The organism is Brevibacterium sp. CT2-23B (genome assembly GCF_013168765.1).
In the GTDB taxonomy this organism is placed as follows: domain Bacteria; phylum Actinomycetota; class Actinomycetes; order Actinomycetales; family Brevibacteriaceae; genus Brevibacterium; species Brevibacterium sediminis.
In genome coordinates this window covers 406,254-423,575 of the sequence record NZ_JABBYK010000002.1, presented here as the reverse complement: position 1 = coordinate 423,575, position 17,322 = coordinate 406,254, and the positions used below count along the sequence as shown (strand labels likewise).

General features: G+C 65.3%; 15 protein-coding genes. 10 read left to right on the top strand and 5 right to left on the bottom strand.

Annotated elements, in window-relative coordinates:
* Positions 1 to 121 precede the first annotated feature (121 nt).
* The 4 genes from HIM68_RS06990 to prfB all read right to left on the bottom strand — a co-directional run bounded on the left by HIM68_RS06990 (position 122) and on the right by prfB (position 4,308).
* Positions 122 to 1,351 carry a M23 family metallopeptidase gene (locus HIM68_RS06990; protein WP_172170910.1) on the bottom strand — a complete coding sequence of 410 codons (1,230 nt, stop codon included), beginning with the start codon at positions 1,349 to 1,351 and terminating at the stop codon, positions 122 to 124.
* A 1-nt stretch (position 1,352) separates the two neighbouring features.
* A complete protein-coding gene (ftsX, locus tag HIM68_RS06985; RefSeq protein WP_172170908.1) occupies positions 1,353 to 2,267 on the bottom strand; it encodes a permease-like cell division protein FtsX in 915 nt (304 codons plus the stop codon).
* Positions 2,264 to 2,953, bottom strand: a complete 690-nt coding sequence (gene ftsE / locus HIM68_RS06980) for a cell division ATP-binding protein FtsE (RefSeq protein WP_139908579.1) — start codon at positions 2,951 to 2,953, stop codon at positions 2,264 to 2,266. The genes ftsX and ftsE overlap by 4 nt, the downstream gene beginning before the upstream one ends.
* Before the next feature lie 230 nt (positions 2,954 to 3,183).
* Positions 3,184 to 4,308: a peptide chain release factor 2 gene (gene prfB / locus HIM68_RS06975; RefSeq protein WP_139908580.1), complete on the bottom strand. Its 1,125-nt coding sequence runs from the start codon at positions 4,306 to 4,308 to the stop codon at positions 3,184 to 3,186.
* A 394-nt stretch (positions 4,309 to 4,702) separates the two neighbouring features.
* Here prfB and HIM68_RS06970 point away from each other — a divergent pair, with 394 nt between their 5' ends.
* The 8 genes from HIM68_RS06970 to HIM68_RS06935 all read left to right on the top strand — a co-directional run bounded on the left by HIM68_RS06970 (position 4,703) and on the right by HIM68_RS06935 (position 13,534).
* Complete coding sequence (locus HIM68_RS06970) at positions 4,703 to 5,926, top strand: CpaF family protein (protein ID WP_172170906.1); 1,224 nt, start codon at positions 4,703 to 4,705, stop codon at positions 5,924 to 5,926.
* The gene (locus HIM68_RS06965; protein ID WP_172170904.1) at positions 5,923 to 6,897 is read left to right on the top strand and encodes a type II secretion system F family protein; all 975 of its coding nucleotides are present in this window, start codon (positions 5,923 to 5,925) and stop codon (positions 6,895 to 6,897) included. The genes HIM68_RS06970 and HIM68_RS06965 overlap by 4 nt, the downstream gene beginning before the upstream one ends.
* A complete protein-coding gene (locus HIM68_RS06960) occupies positions 6,894 to 7,832 on the top strand; it encodes a type II secretion system F family protein (protein ID WP_172170902.1) in 939 nt (312 codons plus the stop codon). The genes HIM68_RS06965 and HIM68_RS06960 overlap by 4 nt, the downstream gene beginning before the upstream one ends.
* A gap of 210 nt (positions 7,833 to 8,042) precedes the next feature.
* Positions 8,043 to 8,231: a hypothetical protein gene (locus HIM68_RS06955; protein WP_172171405.1), complete on the top strand. Its 189-nt coding sequence runs from the start codon at positions 8,043 to 8,045 to the stop codon at positions 8,229 to 8,231.
* A gap of 58 nt (positions 8,232 to 8,289) precedes the next feature.
* On the top strand, positions 8,290 to 8,688 hold the full coding sequence (locus HIM68_RS06950; RefSeq protein WP_172170900.1) for a TadE/TadG family type IV pilus assembly protein: 399 nt from the start codon (positions 8,290 to 8,292) through the stop codon (positions 8,686 to 8,688).
* Positions 8,681 to 9,130 (top strand): hypothetical protein, encoded by a 450-nt coding sequence (locus tag HIM68_RS06945; RefSeq protein ID WP_172170898.1) that lies wholly within the window; start codon positions 8,681 to 8,683, stop codon positions 9,128 to 9,130. The genes HIM68_RS06950 and HIM68_RS06945 overlap by 8 nt, the downstream gene beginning before the upstream one ends.
* Before the next feature lies 1 nt (position 9,131).
* Entirely contained in the window at positions 9,132 to 9,617 is a 486-nt protein-coding gene (locus tag HIM68_RS06940; RefSeq protein WP_172170896.1) for a pilus assembly protein TadG-related protein, read from the top strand.
* A 146-nt stretch (positions 9,618 to 9,763) separates the two neighbouring features.
* Positions 9,764 to 13,534, top strand: coding sequence for an FtsK/SpoIIIE domain-containing protein (locus tag HIM68_RS06935; protein ID WP_172170894.1), 3,771 nt, complete (start codon positions 9,764 to 9,766; stop codon positions 13,532 to 13,534).
* On the opposite strand, the gene HIM68_RS06930 is transcribed toward HIM68_RS06935, so the two are convergent.
* On the bottom strand, positions 13,508 to 14,548 hold the full coding sequence (locus tag HIM68_RS06930) for a GNAT family N-acetyltransferase (protein WP_172170892.1): 1,041 nt from the start codon (positions 14,546 to 14,548) through the stop codon (positions 13,508 to 13,510). The two genes, HIM68_RS06935 and HIM68_RS06930, sit on opposite strands and share 27 nt — an antisense overlap.
* A gap of 44 nt (positions 14,549 to 14,592) precedes the next feature.
* Here HIM68_RS06930 and HIM68_RS06925 point away from each other — a divergent pair, with 44 nt between their 5' ends.
* Positions 14,593 to 15,402, top strand: a complete 810-nt coding sequence (locus tag HIM68_RS06925) for a purine-nucleoside phosphorylase (protein ID WP_172170890.1) — start codon at positions 14,593 to 14,595, stop codon at positions 15,400 to 15,402.
* A gap of 61 nt (positions 15,403 to 15,463) precedes the next feature.
* Positions 15,464 to 17,275: a phospho-sugar mutase gene (locus HIM68_RS06920; RefSeq protein ID WP_172170888.1), complete on the top strand. Its 1,812-nt coding sequence runs from the start codon at positions 15,464 to 15,466 to the stop codon at positions 17,273 to 17,275.
* The last annotated feature ends 47 nt before the right edge of the window (positions 17,276 to 17,322 follow it).

Genomic DNA, 17,322 nt, shown 5'->3' with positions numbered 1-17,322 from the left:
GCGGGCACAGCCATCAATTCTATCCCATCGCCGCCCTTCCGCACGCCCGTCCCCTCCCAGAACTACCTGACGGCGGCCCAGCAACCTCGCGCGAGGTTGCTGGGCCGCCGTCAGGTAGCAATTAGAAGATGAAGGGTTTGGGGTCGACGTAGCCGCCGTTCTCCATGATCTCGAAGTGCAGGTGGCAGCCGGTCGACGCTCCCGTCGTACCGGAATACGAGATGATATCGCCCTTCTTGACCCTCTGCCCGTCATGTACCTTGAGCTTCGTGTTGTGGTTGTACGTCGACGCGATAGATTTGCCCTTGATCTTGCCGTGGGAGATGACGACACGGTTGCCATAACCGCCGGTCCAGCCGGAGGTGACGACGATTCCGTCGCCGGCCGAGCGGATCGGGGTTCCGCAGGGAACGCCGAAGTCCATTCCGGTGTGCAGCTTCCGTGCACCGGTGATCGGGTGGACCCGGTATCCGAACGGAGACGTCGTCGGGTATCCCTTGGCCGGGTTGGCCAGGACTCCGTCGCCGAAGACGAACTTGCCCTTCTTCTCCTGCTCTTTCTCCCATTCCCGGACCTTCTCGGCCAACCGGTCCTGCTCGGCCTTCTCATCGGCCAGCTGCTTCTCGGTCTTGTCCTTGTTGTCGGAGATCGTCTTCTCCGCATCGTCCTTCGCGGAGATGAGGTCGTTGAGGCTGTCGGCCTTCTTCTTCGCATCGACCTGCGCGGCCTCTTTGGCCAGCACCGCCTCGGCGGCTTCGTCCTTGAGGTCGGAGATCTTATCCGTCACGCCCGAGAGCCGCTCTTCGTTGTTCTTGTTCAGCGCCCGCTGTTCGGAGAGTTTGTCGATTGTGCGCTGCTGAGACCGCACCGCCGAGTCGACGCGACCGATGCCGCCGTCGGCGCTCGTACCCTCGGCCATCTGCAGCAGCATAGCCAGATCGGACGTGATGCCCGAGTTCTGGTAGGCCTGTCGTCCGATGCGCGCCGCCGAGGTCTTGTGCTTGTCGATCTCCTCCGTGCCGGATTTGATCGTGTCCTTGAGATCCTTCTGCGCGTTCTCCGCCGAGGTCAGGCGCGCGGCCATGTCCTCATCCTTCTCGATCGCCTCAGCAAGCGCATCGTCGGCGGCCTTCGATTCGGCTTCGGCATCCGGCAGCTTCTCCTGCGCCGCATCGCGTTCGGCGATGACGCGGGCGAGGTCCTCATCGAGACCTTCGAACTCCTGCTGGAGCTCCTTGACGCGTTCGTCGACCTCGCTCTTGTCGTCGCGAGGATCGGCCACCACCGAGGTGACCGGCATGACCACTGCCAGCGCAGCTGCCGTGAGGACGAGTCCGAGTCTGCGTCTCATCTCAGACCTTCGTGTACTTGTTCAGCGTGATCAGCGACGACGCTCCGGCCATGAGCACGCCGATGATGATGAGCACGGGGGTGATGAGGAGGACGTCCCTTCCGGAGATGAGGCTGAATCCCGTGGCCTGCGACTGCAGCCAACCGCTGACTCCGAAGTGGACGAGCAGTCCCAGGGCACCGGCGGACAGCGTCGCACCGACGGCCGAGGCGATGACGCCCTCGAGCAGGAACGGCATTTGGATGAAGGTATTCGACGCGCCGACGAGCCTCATGATGCCGGTCTCCCGGCGTCTCGAGAACGCGGAGAGTCGAATGGTGGTGGCGATGAGCAGCATCGCGCACAGCAGCATGATGCCGGCGATCGCGATCGCCACGATGGTCGCGATATTGAGCACCCCGAACAGGCGGTCGAGCAGCTGATTCTGGTCGACGACCTCTTCCACCCCGGGAGTCGACGAGAACGTCTCCTTGATGATGTCGTACTTCTCGGCGTCCTTGAGTTTGACCCGGAAGGACTCGTTCATCTCGTCCTTGGGCACTGTGCCTTCGAGGCTGGTGCCCTTGAACTGCTCCTGGAAGTGCTCGTAGGCCTCGGTCTTGTCCTCGAAATAGACCTTGTCGACATAGGGGGCCAGATCGGAGCTTTCGAGTTCTGCCCGGATCTGATCCTTCTGGTCGCCCGTGACTTCACCGTCGACGCAGTTCGTCGCCTCCGAATCCGGCGGGCACAGGAACACGGAGACCTGCACGCGGTCGTACCAGAAGTCCTTCATCTGCCCGACCTGCATCTGCAGCAGGATCGCGGCACCGACGAAGAGCAGGGACACGAAGGTCACGAGCACGACGGAGATGACCATGGAGAAGTTCCGGCGCAGACCTGACCAGACTTCGGAGAGGATGAAACCGGCCCTCATGAGGCGACTCCGTAGGTGCCTTCTTCGACGTCGCGGACGATTTCGCCTTCGCGCAGTTCGATGACTCTCCGGCGCATCCGATTGACGATCTCTCCGTCGTGGGTGGCCATGAGCACCGTGGTGCCGTTGCGGTTGATCTTCTCGAGAACGTTCATGATGTCAGCGCTCGTCGCCGGGTCGAGGTTGCCCGTCGGTTCGTCGGCGAGCAGGATTCCGGGCTTGTTGACCACGGCGCGGGCGATGGCCACACGCTGCTGTTCACCGCCGGAGAGCTCACTGGGGTACCGCTTCTCCTTGCCGGCCAGGCCCACGGTCTCAAGGACGTCGGGGACGAGGGTCGACATGGCCGCGCGGGACTTTCCGATCACCTGAAGGGCGAAGGCGACATTGGCGAACACGGTCTTGTTCGGCAGCAGGCGGAAGTCCTGGAACACGGTTCCGATCCCCCGCCGCAGGTAGGGCACCTTCCAGCTGGGCATCTTCACCACGGATTTTCCGGCGATGTGGATGCGACCGGAGCTGGGGACCTCTTCACGCAGGATGAGTCGGATGACCGTGGACTTTCCCGAGCCGGACGCCCCGACGAGGAACACGAATTCCCCGCGGTCAGCCTCGAAGGAGATGTCATCGAGTGCTTTGCGGGAACGCGTGTCGTAGGACTTCGAAACGGAGTCGAATCTGATCAAGTCGGTCTTCAATCATGTTGCGGGTGGCTCGGCCGATTCCACTGTACGTAACAGTTCCGTGATGTTCGCGGAGGCGGCCGGGCGTGTGTTGCGATCTGATGAAGTTCACAGTCGCCTCGGTGATGGTCGAAACCTCGCCGAGGCGGCCGACCCTCAGTCGGCCATCGACCGAGCGATACGGCTCGGCACCCTTGCCCGAAGAGTCGAGCCAGTTACTCGAAGAATCAGGATCAGGCCTCGGCCTCTTCGGCCATCTCCTGTTCCTTGCGCCAGCGAATGCCGGCCTCGATGAGTCCGTCGAGGTCACCGTCGAAGACGGCCGAGGGGTTGTTGACCTCGTAGCCGGTGCGCAGGTCCTTGACCATCTGGTACGGATGGGTGACGTAGGAGCGCATCTGATCGCCCCAGCTGGCCTTGATATCGCCGGCCAGCTCCTTCTTCTGCGCGGCCTCTTCCTGGCGCTTGAGGTCGAGCAGTCGCGACTGGAGGACACGCATCGCGGCCTCACGGTTCTGGATCTGGGACTTCTCGTTCTGCATGCTCACGACCACACCGGTGGGGATGTGGGTGATGCGCACGGCCGAGTCAGTCGTGTTCACCGACTGCCCGCCGGGGCCCGAGGACCGGTAGACGTCGATGCGCAGATCGTTCTCGTCGATCTCGACATGGTCGGTCGATTCGATGAGCGGGACCACCTCGACGGCCGCGAAGGAGGTCTGGCGGCGGCCCTGGTTGTCGAAGGGGCTGATGCGCACGAGACGGTGGGTGCCGGCCTCGACCGACAACGTGCCGTAGGCGTAGGGCGCGTCGATCTGGATGGTCGCGGACTTGATGCCCGCACCTTCGGCATAGGAGGTGTCGAGCTCCTGGACCTTGTATCCGCGGTTCTCCGCCCACCGGACGTACATGCGGGTGAGCATCTGCGCCCAGTCGGTCGCGTCGTCGCCGCCGGCACCCGACCGCACGGTCACGACGGCGGAGCGCTCGTCGTATTCGTGGCTGAGCAGGGTCGAGATCTCGAGTTCGGCCAGCTGATCGCGCAGCTTTCTGATGTCGCGGTCGGCCTCTTCGAGCGAGTCCGAGTCGCCTTCATCCTGGGACATCTCGACGAGCAGCTCAGCGTCGTCGATCCGCTCACCGAACTTCTCGAGCTTCTCCAGGGTGCCCTGCTTGTGCGAGAGCTTGGCCGAGGTCTTCTGCGCCGAATCAGGGTCGTCCCAGAACGTCGGCGACGACGCCTGCTCCGTGAGTTCGGCAACCTCGTCGCGCAGGTTGTCCAGATCGGACACGTCGAGAATCGCTTTGTACGTCTGGCGGAGGTTGGCGATTTCAGAAGAGTAATCAGTGGAGGCCATAATGATCCGATTCTAGTGCATGCCCTCCCCCGAGCATGAAACGGCGCCGAGGCGGTCGACCGTTGAGATATCGAGGGCTGATCGGTCGAGGCAAGCCCCGATCAGTCGCCCCGGCCCCAAAAAGCGCCGCCGGCGGGAGATCTGATTCATCCCGCCGGCGGCGCGGCTCACGTCGCTTCATACGAAGACTGGTGAGGAAAATATAGACCGAAACCCACCCTTGCGCAAGACGAAAACGCCCCGCAATGACAATCGTGAAACTACACCGTGAGCATTTGCAGAACTCATTCCCAGTTATCCACAGATTTCGGAATTCACTAGATTCTTCATTCGACTACAGATAGGTTAAACAGCAAATCACGCTGTCAATTGAATGATCGGGCAAGGGTTCAGAGTGGAAGCCACCGAAGTCATCACCAGCGAGGTTCACAAGCGGATCAGAGATCTCGATGTGGATCCCCGCGCCGATATTCAGCGCTCTCGCGAGCTCATTCGCACCGTCATCGCCGAATACGACGAACGCAGCCTCGTCGCCGATCTCCCCGTGCTCGAGGATAAAGAGGCGACGTTTCGGCACATCGATAATCAGCTCTCGGGTTTCGGTGCCCTGCAGGATTATTTCGATGATCCGCACGTCGAAGAGATCTGGGTCAACTCCCCGAGCGAGGTCTTCATCGCCGTCGACGGAATCCACCAGCTGACGACGACGAAGCTGAGTTCGGGCGAACTCGATGACCTCATCGAGCGGATGCTGCGCACCTCGGGCCGTCGCGTCGATCTCTCCCAGCCGTTTGTCGACGCCATTCTGCCCGACGGGTCCCGGCTGCATGTCGTGCTGCCCGATATCACTCGCACCCACCCGGCCGTGAATATCCGCAAGTTCATCGCCCGGCCGCGCAACCTCGCCAATCTCGTCGCTCACGGCTCACTGACTCCTGGGGCCGCCGAGTTCCTCGACGCGGCCGTGACGTGCGGTGCCAATATCCTCGTCTCCGGGGCTACTCAGGCCGGCAAAACCACTATGCTCAACGCCTTGGCCGGCTCGATACCGGCCCGCGAACGCACGATCTCCTGCGAAGAGGTCTTCGAACTCAATCTGCCCAGCCGCGACTGGGTTCCCATGCAGTGCCGCCAGCCGTCACTGGAAGGAACCGGCGAAGTCACCCTCCGCGCCCTGGTCAAAGAGGCGCTGCGCATGCGACCGACGCGCATCATCGTCGGCGAGGTCCGAGAAGCCGAAAGCCTGGACCTCCTGGTCGCGCTGAATTCCGGGTTGCCCGGGATGGGCACAATCCACGCAAACTCTGCTCGGGCGGCGATCACGAAGATCTGCACTCTGCCTCTTTTGGCCGGGGCGAACATCTCCTCGGCGTTCGTCGTGCCCACCGTCGCAGTCAGCCTCGATGTCGTCGTCCACCTGCGCAGGGATCCGTCCGGAGTGCGTCGAATCGATGAGATCTGCGCGGTGCCGGGCGGAGTCGAAGGCGACGTCGTCGAACTCGACACGATCTTCCATTCGCCACGAGGACAGCTCGTTCGCGGTCAGGGGTTCGGCCACCTCGGCGAGCGATTTGCGGCCATCGGCCGCGATCTTCACGCCATTCTGGAGGCGGCGTGAGCTATTCGCAGTCCGCTCTGCTCATCGGTGCCTGCCTCGGGGCAGGACTGTTCCTCATCTGGATGTCGCTGTGGCGGCGACCACAGGGCAAGAGGACTCAGTCGCGGTGGGTGCGCGAGCTCGATGCCATGCTCACCGGGGCCGGATTCCCCAGGCTGCGGCCGGCCCACCTGCTGCTCATCTCCGTCGCAGCGTTCTGTGTCGTTGCGGTCGTCGCGACAGTGCTCACCGGATCGTGGGCGATCGCGCTGTGCTTCGGTCTGTTCGCCTCCTGGCTGCCGCATCGGGCGCTGCAGCATCGGGCGCGGAGCCGACAGGTGATGCGGCGGGAGCTGTGGCCAGAGACTCTCGACCATCTCAATTCCGGTGTCCGTGCGGGTCTGTCCCTGCCTGAAGCACTGAGCTCTCTGGCTCATCGCGGGCCCGAACCGCTGCGACCGCTGTTCGAAGTCTTCGCCGAGGAATATCGGGCCAGCGGTTCGTTCGCATTGGCGTTGGAGCGCTTTCGGCAAGTCAGCGCCGACCCGGTGGCCGACCGCATCGTCGTCGCGCTCAGCGTCACCAGGCAGGTCGGCGGCAGCGATCTGGGCACCATGCTCCGAGCCTTGGCTCAGTTCGTCCGCGACGATGCCCGCACCCGCAACGAGCTCTCCGCCCGGCAGCAATGGACGGTCAATGGTGCCCGACTGGCCGTCGCCGCACCGTGGGTGGTGCTCGCATTCCTCTCCACGCGACCCGAAACGGCCGTGGCGTACAACTCGCGGACCGGGCTGATCCTCCTGGCGGCGGGCTTCGTCGTCTCTCTGCTGGCGTATCAGGCGATGAAGCGCATCGGTCGGCTCCCGTCCGAACCCAGAGTCATCGAAGGGTCCTCACTCAGCGCCGCCCACCGACGTTTCGCGGGCAGCCCCGGCGCGAGTGGCGGATTCTCGGCCGACGACAAAGACGCTGCGGACCGGCGGGCGGCATGAGTCCCCTCGGCGAGCCCCTGTCGGTCCTGGCCCTCGGACTCTTCAACGGCTTCGCCCTGTGTGTCTTCGTCCTCTCCCTCCCGCCGCTGCGCAGACCGACTCTGTCGTCGCGGATCGCACCCTATCTGCGGGATCAGGAATCCCTGATCGACATCTACGCTCCGCCGACCCCTCGCACCGAGGGGTTCTGGGGACTGGTGAAGTCCAGGCTGATCGGTTCGACCCTGTGGGTGACGTCGCGCATCACCACGGATGCGACTCTGCGGCTGCGCATCGACCGCCTCGGCGGCAATGCCACGATCGAACGCTTCCGCATCAGCCAGGTGCTGAGCATCCTCGTCGGGATGATCGTCGCCGGCGGTCTGGCCGGTGCACTGTCGGCGCAGCGCGGCTTCTCCCCCATCGTCACCGTCGTCCTCGTCATCAGCGGCGGCATCGCCGGGCACGTCTTCAATGATTGGCGACTCAGCCAAGCCATCGCCCGCCACGAATCCCGTGTGCTCGCCGAATTCCCGACCGTCGCCGAGCTCCTCGCACTGTCCATCACCGCCGGTGAGGGAATCGTCGAGGCTCTCGAACGCGTGTGCCGCACCTGCTCCGGCGACCTCATCGACGAACTCCGCGCAGCCCTGGCCGCCACCCGCACCGGGACACCGTTGGTCGAAGCGCTCGATGGGATGGCCACGCGCATCGCCATCCCCGAGATCGTCCAGTTCGTCGACGGCCTCGCCGTGTCGATGACCCGCGGCACCCCGCTGGCCGAAGTCCTCCGCTCCCAAGCCGCTGACGTGCGCGAACAGTCTCGACGACGGCTGCTGGAACTGTCCGGTCGCAAAGAGATCGGGATGCTCATTCCGGTTGTCGTATTCGTGCTTCCCGTCACCGTGATCTTCGCCGTCTTCCCGTCCCTGACCGTCCTCGACCTCAGCCCGTAGCGACCGCACTCCGCACCACTGACCACGCCCGCACCACTGACCACGCCCCGCTCCCACAGCCAGTCCCGCACTACCGACCACGCGGATCGAAACCTCGACCTCGCCGATGAAGGAGACACGATGTTCCGCCAGTTCACCTACCGCCTCGTCCCGCTCATGCTCGGGCTCATCCCGGGTCCTCCTCCACGAGGTGGAACCACCATCACCGAGGTGGCCGAGACCGGCATCGACTCAAACCTCACCGCCGATGTCGACCGTCCCGATCGCGGGGACGTTCCCGGCTGGGTCCTCATCACCCTGATGACTGCGGGGTTAGTGGTCGCATTGTGGGCTCTGGCCGGCGAGGCCTTCACCTCGATGTTCCAAGACGCGATGAACAAGGTCCGCGGGGCCGGGTGACCCAGCTGTGACCAGTGGCGACGAGACACTACCGGGAAGTCGGAGGAGGGCTGCCTCGATGACGGAGGCAGGCGAGCACAGCGATTCGGGATCCGCCGTCGCCGAGTTCGCCCTCATCGCCTCGCTGCTGGCCCTCATCCTGGCCGGCGCCCTGCAGATCGGTCTCGTCATCCACGTCCGCAACACTGTCATCGACTCCGCCATCGCAGGGGCGAGGCAGGCGAGCCTGGCCGATCAGACTCCGCGCGACGGGCAGAAGCTCACCCGCGACCTCATCCGAGTGTCCGTGGGCGAGCGCTATGCCCAGAAGGTCACAGTCTCGACGTCACAGCGCGGTGCCGTCGAGATCGTCGAGGTGAGGGTGACGACCCCGCTGCCCGTCCTCGGGCTCTGGGGACCCGCCGAGGTCTGGGACCTGCGCGGACGATCCATCGTCGAGGACGTCGACCGTGACTGAACCCGCGTTCGTTCAGGGAGTCGCGACCGACGACGCAGACGAAGGAACGGCGGTCATCGAGTTCATCTTCGCCTCCATCGTCCTGCTCATCCCGGTCATCTACCTCATGCTCACCCTCTCCCAGCTGCAGGCGGCCAGCTATGCGACCACCTCGGCGGCGATGTCGGCCTCACGTATCGCCGCCCGCGACGCGAACCCCTCGGAGGCTCGCGCCCATGCCGTCGCGAAAATGCATTTCGCGGACTTCGGGCTGCGTGATGCGCCGACTTCCATCACCTACTCGTGTGCCGGACCCTGTGGACAGGCCGGCTCTCTCGTCACCGCTCGAGTCGAGACGAAAGTGTCACTGCCCGGGTTCCCGCTCCTCTTCGGCTCCGACCGGTCTCCACACATCACATTGCGCGCAAACCACACCGACGTCGTCGCCACAGGACATCAGTGATATGCCGACCGCGGGAGGGCACCGCTGTGAACGGGGACGCGAATCGCAGATCGGCCGCGAATCGGATCATGATTCGGATGCCGGGTCGATCACGCCGCTGGCGATCGGCTTCGTCGTCATCGCCTTGCTGCTCGCCTTCCTCATCGCTGCCCTGACCGACCTGCACATGGCCCGCCGAGAGCTGCAGGGGCTGGCCGATTCTGCGGCGCTGGCGGCCTCGGACTCATTCGAACCCGCTCCCGGAGACGATCCCGGTCTCGTGTTCTCACCTCCAGCGGCCAAACGCGCCGCCGGACGGTACCTCGACGCAGTGCCGACTCCGAAGGACATGGGCAATCTGCGGTTGAGCGCCGACGCCGATGGAACGCATTCGGTGCGCATCCGCATCGAAGCCCGCTATTCTCCGGCGCTGCTCTCGCCGTTCGTCCCCGGCCTCATCGACCTCCACGCCACCGCTTATGCCCGGGGTGCCCTGCGCCTCGACTGATCAACCCGAGCCGTCTCCACCTCGACGCCGATTCCTGTGGGCACAGGCTCCACTCACGCATCCTGAGGCTGTGGATGCCCAAAGCGTATCCACAGGGCGCATTCTCGCTCTTGCCCAAGCCATGCGCTCGCGGTGAGTCTGTGGGCATGAGAACCCTGGGACTCATCCACCGTATTGAGACGAACGGAGCCGTCACGAGCATGAGCATCGAAGCCGAATCAGCCCAACCGGCCCTCGAGGTCTTCCGGTCTGCCCTCGGACCGGAACTGACTTCCCAGGACTTGGCCGCCGGCAACCGGCTCGACAACCACAGAATCGAGTCGATCAGCTGGGGTCATTGGCAGAGACTCAATCCCATCACTGTTGTTGGGGCGAATGTTCTGCGCACCACCGACGACTGTGCCGACTCCGCGCGGACGAACGTGTCCGTCCTGGCAGGACCGGATGCGGGATTCACCCTGACGCTCGACCCACGGCGGGCCCACTTGTCTCGACTGCCCCACCCCGACTGTCTGACCATCATCGACCCCAGCATCTCCCGCGCCCCTCAGCCGCTGCGACTCGATGCCACGGGGACTGGGCCCGCCGTAGCTCTGGGTGCGACTGTGCTCGCACCGGGCCCGTCATTCGGTTCTTCAGTCGGCACTTCTTCCTCGGCTGCCCGTTCGGCTCCGCCGATCCGGTCCCCGCCGCTGCACCACAGCAATGACATCCACATCGCCCCGAAGACGGTCGACGATCCTCGGCCGGCCAGACCCCCACAGTGGTGGACGTTCCTCATCCCCGTCGGCATCGGCGTGGTGCTGGCCGTGGCCACCGGAATGTGGTGGTTCCTGCTCTTCAGCGTCTCGGCCCCGCTCTCCGGGTGGGTCGCCTACGTGGTGGAGAAGAAGCGCTTCACTCGCGACAGCGCGCAATGTCGACTTGACCGCGACGAGGCGTTGGCCGAGGCGCGGGCCAGGCTGAGCCACCTGGAGACGTCGCACCGTCAGATGATCTTCTCGTCCCCTGGTCTGTGTCTGGGTTTCGGGACGGTCTTCAGCGACCTCACTATCGACGAACGGCTGCAGCATGGAACAGACCACATCGACGGTCGGATCGTCTGCACCGATATGCCGGTCCGCATCGATCCACGTACGACCACGGTCACCGTCAGCGGAACACCCGCAGTCCTGCGCACCATGGCCTTCGCCTGGCTGTCCGATCGGCGATTCAGATGGCGACCGAGTCCCGAACTCTCATTGCTGCCGGAACTGGCAGGCACCGGGTTCTCCACCGACCACGCATCGACCACGGGCGGGTCAGGCTCACGCCCAGACGCCGGCATCGACGATGCCATCTCGATCACCCTCGACGAGGCGGTTCACCCCGCCGTGCTCACGCTCACCGCCCCGCATGCCGGCTCCGCGGTCTCGCTGACGGTGGGCTCTCTCGCGCAGGCACGCACCACGTCCTCGACTGCGCCCGGTGGCCCGGTGCCAGGACGGGCACTCGTCGCCACACTCATGCCGGCCGCGCGATTCGTCACTCTGCACTGTGGCCGCTCAGCCGAAAGCGGCCCCCGCACCTGGCCCGACCATGGTCTCGGCGAGCTCTGCTACGATGCACCCGAGGCCATCCGACAACGGTGGCGGTCTCCTACCTCGGGGTCGGTGCCGATCGGGCGCGGAACCGACGGCGACGTCGGCGTCGATCTGTTCTCCGACGGTCCTCACGCTCTCGTCGCCGGCACCACGGGCAGCGGAAAATCCCTGCTCCTGCAGACATGGCTGCTGTCGATGGCCTTGGCACAGCCGCCTCGGCGATTGTGTTTCGTCCTCATCGATTTCAAAGGTGGGGCCACGTTCTCACCGCTGCAGGATCTGCCTCACACCGACAGTGTGCTCGACGACTTCGACTCCGGTCTCGCCTTTCGCGCTCTCGTCTCCGTGCGCGCCGAGATCACCCATCGAGAGCGGCTGTTGGCCGATCACGGGTGTGCCGATGTCGCCGATCTCGCCGATCCTCCCCCACGACTCGTCGTCGTCATCGACGAGTTCCATGCGCTGATGGCCACTCATCCTCGCGCCGCCGACCTCCTCGAACACCTCACAGCTCTCGGCCGGTCCCTCGGCGTCCACCTCATTCTCGCCACTCAGCGCCCGATGGGCGTCGTCACCGGGCAGATGAAGGCGAACATCAACATTCGCGTGTGCCTGCGAGTGCGCGATGAGACCGATTCCTTCGACGTCATCGGCTCCGAGGCGGGTGCGTTCCTGCCCGCGGACAAGCCCGGCGCCGCCTGTCTGGACTCCGGGATCTGCGTCTCCCGATTCCGCGTGGCGGTTCCTTTCGGAAATGACGCCCACACCGAGGCGGCCCTCCGCCCTCGCGTTCGTCCCTGGGTTCCGGGGCCGGTTCCGTCCCTGGCCAGCGGCGCCCACGGCGTTCACGTCGACAACATCATCGCCGCGGCTCACGACATCGCCAGGGCCGAGGACGCTTCGGCTCATCGACAGGTGGTGTTGCCTCCCTTGCCGGGACCTGAAGAGATGCCGGCCTGGGCGGCAGGGGCACTGGCCCATCCTGATGGTGAGCTCGCCGCTTCCTCTGCGGGACCGGTGACGGACGGTGGTGAATTCGCGCCGACAGTCACGGGGATCATCGATGTTCCCAGTCAGCAGCGGCAGCAGATGTGGTCATTCGACCCGGACGTGGATGGATCCACGATCCTCACAGGCGGCAGCCCGGACACCGTGGAATCCGTGCTTGCGACCATGGCACGAGCGGCCGCTCCGACCCGACGGATCATCGCGATCGGCAGAATCGCCGCGGTCCTCGACTGGGCCGAGATCAGCTGCGGATTGAGCTCGGGCTGGCGGATTCAGGCGGTGCTCGACCATCTCTCTGCCCGTGGGGACCCGAGCAGATTCTCGCGCGCCGGTGAAAGCACAGATTCCCCGACCGGGTCGAGGCAGAGTCGACAGCCACCGAGCCTGATCGTCTGCAGCAATTGGGCCGAGTTCGTCGACTCGCTCGACCACTACTGGGCCGAACGGGCCGAACGTCTCCTCGGACATGGTGCCGAATCGGATCTCGTGTTCCTGCTCGCCGGGTGCCGGAATATGACGAGCAGGAGCTCTCGTTTCTCCACCCAGATCATCTTTCCGCCCGAGGCCGGCGAAGACGGAACGAGCGTCGGGCTCAGCCGGCAGCGATTCGCCGGTTCGTGGCCGGATCTCCGCGCCGTCATCCGCGGTCCCCGCGCGCAGGCCGCCGGCGGGGACGGTGCTGATGTGCAGTTCGCACCCGGTGATGCGGCACGATTCGATTCGTCGATGTCCGAGGCGGGCACCAGCATCCTCGGCGGATCACCCGGCATTCCGGAGGCCCGGAAGGGATTCGCTCCACGCTGGCGGGGGCTTGACCAATCTGTGGGCGTGGGCGAGGAACCCTTCAGCGGCATGCCGGGCTGCATCCCGGTCGGCGTTGATGCTTTCGACGACCTCGTGGTGTGGGATCCGCGGCGAGACGGTTCAGTGCTCACCGTTCGCGGTTCTCCGCAGAGCGGCAAGACCGGATTCGCGACGTACCTGGGCCGCCTCGGCGGGGTCTCTGTCCACGACGATGTGCACATGGAATCGGAACCAGACGACTGGGATCTGCTCGACGGACGCTTCCATGTGCTCACTGTGCCGACACGGTTCACTCCCGGCTATGGTTCCTCTCTGGCGAAGGCACAGAGTCTCGGACCGCTTCTCGTGCTCGGTGCGCATACCAGGCAAGATCTCACCGGGCTCGGAGTGCTGCGACAGGCCCCGCTCGACGGGCTGCCGGGGACGGGCTGGTTCGTCACCGAGGACCGGGCTCGCCCTGTTCGCCTCTTCAGCCCAACGGGAGTCGAGCCTGAGTCAGTTGACGTCGGCAGGCGGTCCTGAGAGAGTCTCGTAGCGGTAGAGCTCAGTGGCGGTTCCGGCGTCGAGCAGTCGATCGGCGAGCGAGGAGATCACGGGCATTCCGCTCGTGACTTCGATGACGACATCGGCGTCGACCGACAGCCTGGCCAACAGGAGTTCGGCATCGGCGACGGCCGCGGCGAAGTCCTCACCCGTGGTGTCTGCGGCATCGTCGCGAGTCTCAAACATCGACCCGAGGATGAGCTCGGTCGGCGGTTCCTCGTCGACCTGATCGACGGTGGCCCTGCCGTCCCCGACAGCATCTCCGGCACCCGGTTCACCGGCCGAGGGCAGAACACCGGCGGTCTCATCGGCCTCCCGCGCATAGGACACGGCGAAGGCGCTGAGTCCACCCGCCTCGGCGGTTCCGGCAGCGCCGTTCAGCAGCGCGGCACCATGAGCTCCGGCCGCCTCGGAGAGGAAAGCGTTATTCACCTGTCCGATGGTCAGCTGACCGACGGCATCGTCTCGGTTGACGGCGGTGTACCAGGCGAGGAATGCCTTCGTCAGCTTCACCGAACCGGTAGCAACGATCTCGAGGTCCTCGGCCCGACCGCCGCCGGCCGGAGGCAGAGCACCAGCGGGGACCCGGATCACGCGGGTCGTTGTCAACGGAGTGAACCCGAGCGCCTGCGCGAAGCCCTCTCCCGGGCTGCCGGCGTGCACACGGGCACGCAGATCGAGGCCCTCGAGTGCGGTTCCCCGCGTCTCCGCGCACACTGCGTCGAAGAGTTCACGCCCCTGACCATGTCCCTGCTCCTCGGCGGCGACCTCGACGTGGACCCACGCCCGGTAGGGGTGAAGCGGGGATTCGGCGATCGCGGCGGCTCCGACGGGAACGTCGGGGACCACCTCGGCGACGACGGAGCGGATCAACGGCGAATCCGAGGACGGACGGAACAAGGACCTGGCCATATGACCGGCCGGGGTGGTCGCGTCGGCGAACACCTCATTCAGGCGCAGATCGTCACCGTCGGTCAGCTCTCGAATCGGCATGTGCTCGCTCCTTGGGCGGTGGGGAACTTGATAATCTTGGCGTCATGACTGACTTAAGCGATCCTACCGCCGCCGCGCACGCCGCGGCCACGACCATCAACGCGAACGCGAGCATCGAAGCCCATGACATCGCGCTCGTCCTCGGCTCCGGTTGGGGTGGGGCGGCGGACCTCCTCGGCGAGACCGTTGCCGAGATCTCCGCGGCGGAGGTCCCCGGATTCCACGCCCCCGCCGTCGAGGGCCACGGCGCGACGTTGCGCACGGTGCGCATCGAAGCCAGCGGCAAGCATGCGCTCGTCCTCGGATCGCGCACCCACTACTACGAGGGCAAGGGTGTCCGGGCGGTTGCCCACGGTGTGCGCACCGCCGCGGCTGCCGGCTGTTCCTCGCTGGTGCTGACGAACGGGTGCGGCGGGCTCAACCGCAATTGGGGGCCCGGCACTCCGGTGCTCATCTCCGATCACATCAATCTCACCGGCACCTCTCCGATCGAGGGCGCGAACTTCGTCGATCTCACCGATCTGTACTCCCCGCGTATGCGAGCCATCGCCAAGGAGATCGACCCGACGCTCGACGAGGGGGTGTACGCACAGTTCCGCGGACCTCATTACGAGACCCCCGCTGAGGTGCGCATGGCCGGGGTCCTCGGTGCCGATCTGGTGGGAATGTCGACGACGTTGGAGGCCATCGCCGCACGTCAGTCCGGGCTCGAACTCATGGGAATTTCGCTGGTGACGAACCTTGCCGCCGGCATCCAGGAGACCCCGCTCTCTCATGCAGAGGTCATCGAAGCCGGAGCCGCGGCCGCCCCGCGCATCTCCCGTCTGCTCGCCGACATCGTCGCGAAGCTCTGAGACGGCCAGCCCCACTCCGCGCTCCCCCGCCCCGCCACCGCGAATTCGCAAAGGACCTCATATGACCCGCGTAGCCGACCGCTTCACGAATGGATTCGACGCCGAGGTGGTCCGTGCCTGGATCGCCGACGACCCTGATCCGCAGACGGCCATCTCCTTGGAGCACATCCTCGCCGAGGCCGAGAGCGGCGACGAGGCGGCGGTCGCCGATCTCGAGGACCGGTTCTCCGGTCCCCTCGTCTTCGGCACGGCCGGTCTGCGCGGCGAGATCGCCGCCGGCCCTAACCGGATGAACCGAGCCGTCGTCATCCGTGCCGCCGCCGGACTGGCCGCATTCCTCGCAGACGCCGTCGGTGAGGGCTTCCAAGTCGTCATCGGGTGCGATGCCCGGTACAAGTCCGCGGAGTTCGCCGCCGACACTGCCGCCGTCATCACCGCCGCCGGCGGAGTCGCGATTCAGCTGCCCGAGCAGCTGCCGACCCCGCTGCTCGCTTATGCTCTGTTGAAGCGCGGGGCTGATGCAGGTGTCATGGTCACGGCCAGCCACAACCCACCGGCTGACAACGGGTACAAGGTCTACCTGGGACAGCGTCCGCTGCAGGAGATAGGGTCGGAGGCTGATGCTCTCGCGGGTTCTGGCGCCCAGATCGTCAGCCCGGCCGATGCGCTCATCGCCGAAAAGATCGCGGCCGTGGAATCCGTCGCTTCTGCGCCTCGGGCTGAGTCCGGGTGGCAGCACCTCGACGAGTCGATCGTCGAGGACTATCTGTCGCGCATCGACGATCTGGGTGTCCGGGCGGAGTCGGATCTCTCGATCGTGCTGACCTCGCTGCATGGTGTCGGTGCCGGAGTCGCCGAGGCTGCTCTGACCCGCACCGGGTTCACAAGCCTCCACCCGGTGGCCTCCCAGCAGGCACCGGATCCGGACTTCCCGACGGTGTCCTTCCCGAACCCGGAGGAAGCCGGCGCACTCGATGAGTCCTTTGCCCTGGCCCGTGCGGTCGGTGCCGAACTCATCATCGCCAACGATCCGGATGCCGACCGATTCTCCGCGGCCATCCCGGATGAGTCGGCGGCCATCGGCTACCGTCAGCTCTCCGGCGACGAGGTGGGGCTACTGTTGGGTGAGGACCTCGCCGGCCGACTCGCAGAAAGCGGTTCAGACGGCGCCGTTTTCGCGAACTCGATCGTGTCCTCCCGGGCTCTCGCGGCTGCGGTTAAGAGCCACGGTTTCGCCGCAGTGAACACACTCACTGGTTTCAAGTGGATATCTCGTGCCAGTCTCGGGCTTGTCTTCGGCTACGAAGAAGCACTCGGCTACTGCGTCGACCCTATGATCGTACGCGACAAGGACGGGATTTCGGCGGCTGTGACGTTCGCAGCGCTGGCCTCACGGCTCAAGGCTGCGGGCAGCAGCATCGAGGCCGAGCTCGATCGCATCCGCAATCGCGACGGATACTTCGCCACCGCTCCGCTGAGTTTCCGTCTCGACGATGTCTCTATCATCGGCACGGCGATGGCGAAGCTGCGTGAGAACCCTCCGGCCGCTCTTGCCGGCTCCCCGGTCGCCGAGGTCCACGACCTGTCGGCAGGGTATGAGGGGCTGCCGCCGACCGATGGAATCCTGCTCCGCTCGGAGTCGAACTCGCGGGTCATCGTGCGTCCTTCGGGTACCGAGCCGAAACTGAAATGCTATCTCGAGGTCGTCGCCGAACCCTCGGAAATCCAGGCTGCGGCCGAGGCCGATGCACGTGCTGCGGCCAGCGCCGGAGTGCGCCTACCGACCGCCTCGGCCAGCGCCTCGCTCAAACCGGCCCTAACGGAGCGCCTGAACACGATCACCACCGAGCTCAAAACCTTCTTCGCCCTCTAATTACTACCTTACGGCGGCCCAGCAACCTCGCGCGAGGTTGCTGGGCC

Coding starts and splice junctions, on each gene's coding strand:
- HIM68_RS06990 (WP_172170910.1), bottom strand. CDS start 1,351: ATGAGACGCAGACTCGGACTCGTCCTCACGGCAGCTGCGCTGGCAGTG.
- ftsX (WP_172170908.1), bottom strand. CDS start 2,267: ATGAGGGCCGGTTTCATCCTCTCCGAAGTCTGGTCAGGTCTGCGCCGG.
- prfB (WP_139908580.1), bottom strand. CDS start 4,308: ATGGCCTCCACTGATTACTCTTCTGAAATCGCCAACCTCCGCCAGACG.
- HIM68_RS06960 (WP_172170902.1), top strand. CDS start 6,894: ATGAGTCCCCTCGGCGAGCCCCTGTCGGTCCTGGCCCTCGGACTCTTC.
- HIM68_RS06950 (WP_172170900.1), top strand. CDS start 8,290: ATGACGGAGGCAGGCGAGCACAGCGATTCGGGATCCGCCGTCGCCGAG.
- HIM68_RS06940 (WP_172170896.1), top strand. CDS start 9,132: ATGCCGACCGCGGGAGGGCACCGCTGTGAACGGGGACGCGAATCGCAG.
- HIM68_RS06935 (WP_172170894.1), top strand. CDS start 9,764: ATGAGAACCCTGGGACTCATCCACCGTATTGAGACGAACGGAGCCGTC.
- HIM68_RS06930 (WP_172170892.1), bottom strand. CDS start 14,548: ATGCCGATTCGAGAGCTGACCGACGGTGACGATCTGCGCCTGAATGAG.
- HIM68_RS06925 (WP_172170890.1), top strand. CDS start 14,593: ATGACTGACTTAAGCGATCCTACCGCCGCCGCGCACGCCGCGGCCACG.
- HIM68_RS06920 (WP_172170888.1), top strand. CDS start 15,464: ATGACCCGCGTAGCCGACCGCTTCACGAATGGATTCGACGCCGAGGTG.